4 protein-coding genes are annotated in these 3,656 nt (G+C 44.9%); all 4 read left to right on the top strand.

Annotated elements, in window-relative coordinates:
- Nucleotides 1-43: 43 nt before the first annotated feature.
- Complete coding sequence (locus DDR33_RS16620; RefSeq protein WP_109416921.1) at nt 44-892, top strand: 4-hydroxy-3-methylbut-2-enyl diphosphate reductase; 849 nt, start codon at nt 44-46, stop codon at nt 890-892.
- 3 nt (nt 893-895) lie between these two features.
- Nucleotides 896-1,564 (top strand): fatty acid desaturase, encoded by a 669-nt coding sequence (locus DDR33_RS16615; RefSeq protein WP_109416920.1) that lies wholly within the window; start codon nt 896-898, stop codon nt 1,562-1,564.
- A gap of 78 nt (nt 1,565-1,642) precedes the next feature.
- Nucleotides 1,643-2,659 (top strand): ferrochelatase, encoded by a 1,017-nt coding sequence (gene hemH / locus DDR33_RS16610; RefSeq protein WP_109416919.1) that lies wholly within the window; start codon nt 1,643-1,645, stop codon nt 2,657-2,659.
- The coding region (locus DDR33_RS16605) for an FAD:protein FMN transferase (RefSeq protein WP_109416943.1) at nt 2,659-3,656 on the top strand (998 nt) is incomplete at its 3' end. The genes hemH and DDR33_RS16605, both read left to right, overlap by 1 nt.

The raw sequence follows: 3,656 nt of genomic DNA, 5'->3' as shown, positions 1-3,656 counted from the left end.
TATAAGCTATTCAACTTTATTTCCTTAGCTTTGTATACTAAATATGAGCTACAATCTTCAGGTTACAATCGACTCGAATTCGGGGTTTTGTTTTGGTGTGGTTTATGCCATAGATATGGCAGAAGAAATTCTTGATGAAGACGGATATCTGTATTGTCTTGGTGATATTGTTCACAATGATGAAGAGGTAGAGCGTCTGAAGGCGAGGGGACTGAGAATTATTGATCATGATGCACTGAAGGAACTTCATGGAGAGAAGGTGCTCATCAGGGCTCATGGAGAAGCGCCCGAGACTTACAGGATCGCTTTAAGTAATAACATTACATTGATAGATGCTTCCTGCCCGGTTGTATTGAAGCTGCAAAACCGGATAAAAACATCGTACGAAGATCAGGAACAGATCCTCATCTTTGGTAAGCACGGGCATGCTGAGGTAATAGGGTTGCAGGGGCAGACCAATAACGATGCCCTGGTATTCCAGGATATTGCGGAACTGGATAATGCTGTGCTTCCTCAAAAGTTTACGCTTTACAGCCAGACGACCAAAAGCACCGATAAGTTTTACCAGATTAAGGATGAACTGATCAGCAGAGGGTATGAAGTGACAGCGAATGATACTATTTGCAGACAGGTATCGAACCGGGACGAAGAATTGAGGAAATTTGTTGTCAACTTTAACAAGATTATTTTCGTTTCCGGGAAGAAATCCTCCAACGGAAAGGTTTTATACGAGGTGTGCAAAAAATATAATCCCGATACTCATTTCATTTCTCAGCCGGATGAACTGACTCCTGAAATGTTTAATCCCGGGGATAAGGTAGGGATCTGCGGGGCAACCTCCACGCCTATGTGGCTAATGGAAAAGGTGAAAAAAACACTCGAAGCTTATTAGCAGGTGAAGAAACTGTCGGGCATCGGATTGTTGGTTGCCATCGTTGTGATTGGCAGCTGGCTTGCATGTCTTTGGTTTTTACTGCAATGGGAATTTTCCTGGCGCAATTCTCTGACATATCTGCTGGTGCTGGTGCAGATGCATCTTTACACGGGTCTTTTTATTACGGCGCATGATGGCATGCACGGCACTATTTATCCTTCCAGGAAGGTAAATGAAGTAGTTGGCCAGATCTGCACTGCGCTTTATGCTGCCTTCAGCTTTAAAAAGCTGAATGTCAAACATCATCAGCATCATAAACATGTTCACAGTGAATCTGATCCCGATTATCATGAGGGCGGTTTCCTCCGCTGGTATCTGAAGTTTATCACAGAGTATATTTCGTTATGGCAGCTGCTTATAATGGCTGTGACATTCAATGTTCTGAAAATCTGGTTTGCGGAGCAAAACTTGTTGTTCTTCTGGGTGCTTCCTGCTCTTTTAAGCACTTTACAGCTCTTCTATTTCGGGACATGGCTGCCGCATCACGGGGAGCACGACAATGTGCATCAATCCCGTTCCATGAAGAAAAATCATGTCATTGGCTTTCTGAGTTGTTATTTCTTTGGTTATCATTATGAGCATCATCAATGGCCGGGCATTCCATGGTGGCAGTTGTGGAAGACGAAATAAAAAGTTTTCCTTTCGTCAAAACCTTTAGCTGTCGTACTACTTTATCTGGTTGCGGTTATATTTGCAGCTAAGATCTTTATGAGCAAACAAGGTATTTTATTAGTAAATCTTGGAACACCTGACAGCCCATCCGTTAGTGATGTGAGGCGGTACCTGGATGAGTTTCTGATGGATGAGAGAGTGATTGATATTAATCCGGTAGGCCGGACCTTGCTGGTTAAGGGAATAATTGTTCCCTTTCGCGGTCCGAAATCAGCGAAAACTTATCAGAAGGTCTGGACGGATAACGGCTCACCCCTCATGTACTACAGTGCAAAGGTAAAGGACTTATTGCAGGAAAAACTCGGTGCCGGTTATCATGTAGAGCTTGGCATGAGGTATCAGAACCCATCTTTACCTTCCGCTCTTGCGAAACTGAAGGAGGCGGGAGTAAGCAGCATACGTGTTATTCCATTGTTCCCGCAATATGCATCTGCAACCACGGGGTCGGTTCATCAGCGTGTGATGGAGATTGTCAGTAAATGGCAGACGATACCCGACATGTCTTTCGTCAATTCCTATCATGACGATCCTGATATGATTGAGATATTCGCGGAGAACGGGCAAAAATATCATCCTGAAACATTCGATCATGTCATTTTTAGCTTTCATGGCTTGCCGCAGCGCCAGCTTGTAAAAGCGGATGATAGTCAGAAACATTGTCTTAAATCGCCTGACTGCTGTTCAAAGCTCACGGATGTTAACAAGTTCTGTTATTCGGCTCAATGTTATAACACCGCCAGGCTGATTGCCGAAAGGCTATCTATCCCTAAAGAAAAGTATACTGTCACTTTTCAATCCCGCTTGGGGAAGGATCCCTGGGCTCAGCCTTATACCAGTGAAGTGATTCACCAGCTCGGTAAGAATGGAGCGAAGCGTTTGCTGGTGTTTAGTCCTGCTTTTGTGGCCGACTGCCTGGAGACGATTTATGAAATCGCTGAGGAATATGATCTGGAGTTTAAAGCCCTTGGAGGCGATAAAGTTCAATTGGTGGAAAGCCTTAATGACAAGCCAGAGTGGATCGCCGTACTGGAAAAGATGAGTAAGAGGAATTAATGATGAAAGCTCTGTGCATACTGATTGCTGTTCTTTTGCCGGCCTTGTTCTTTCCCGCAAAACAGATGAAGCCTTTTCGGATATCAGGGTATGCACAGGGAACAACTTATCACATTACTTACTATGCTGAAGACAGTATTATCAGGGGAGCCGAAATTGCTGGGCTGCTCGACGGAATAGACAGTTCGCTGTCCGTTTACAAACCCTATTCGCTGATATCTCAATTTAATAAGTCGCAACGAGGCTGGATTACTGACGCACATCTGCGGAATGTTATCCTGAAGGCACAGGAGGTGAATAAAAAGACAGGCGGCATATTCGATATTACGATACAGCCTCTGGTACAAGCCTGGGGATTTGGTACAATCCCGGAATCGGGTATGCCAGATTCTGCCGGTGTGAGGGCTCTTATGAAATGTGCCGGGCCTGATAAGATCCGTTTGCGCGGTGACAGTCTGATAAAAACGACACCCTGTACTCATATAGATGTGAATGGTATTGCCCAGGGATACAGCGTGGATGTACTGGCAGATTATTTTGACCGGAAAGGAATAAAGGATTACCTGGTTGAGATAGGAGGTGAGATCCGGGTGAGGGGAAGGCGACAACCGTCGGGCCAGGTCATGACGGTTGGCATAGAAGGGCCATCGGATGATCTCAACCCGGAACCATTGCAAAAGGTTGTTTTGCTTAAGGTAGGGGCTCTCACAACCTCAGGCAATTACAGGAAATTTTACCAGCAGGGAGGCAAGCGGATATCTCACCTGATTGATGCAAGAACCGGCTTTCCTATACAGAATGAACTGATCAGTGTAACGGTATGGGCTGATGATGCTATTACTGCCGATGGATATGATAATGCATTGATGGGAATGGGGCTATCGAATGCTCTCCGCTTTGTTTCAAAACAGAAAAAGATGGAAGCTTATTTTATCTACAGGAAGGAAGACGGATCGGTTGGAGACACCGCCACCCTGGGGTTTTATAAGCTGATGAA

It is taken from the genome of Pararcticibacter amylolyticus (assembly GCF_003130405.1).
Taxonomy (GTDB): Bacteria; Bacteroidota; Bacteroidia; order Sphingobacteriales; family Sphingobacteriaceae; genus Arcticibacter; species Arcticibacter amylolyticus.
Note: the sequence above shows the minus strand (reverse complement) of the source record. Positions and strands in the feature narration are given on the sequence as shown.

Excerpts from the sequence above, each read along its gene's own strand:
- hemH (WP_109416919.1), top strand. The coding sequence starts at position 1,643 with ATGAGCAAACAAGGTATTTTATTAGTAAATCTTGGAACACCTGACAGC.
- DDR33_RS16620 (WP_109416921.1), top strand. The coding sequence starts at position 44 with ATGAGCTACAATCTTCAGGTTACAATCGACTCGAATTCGGGGTTTTGT.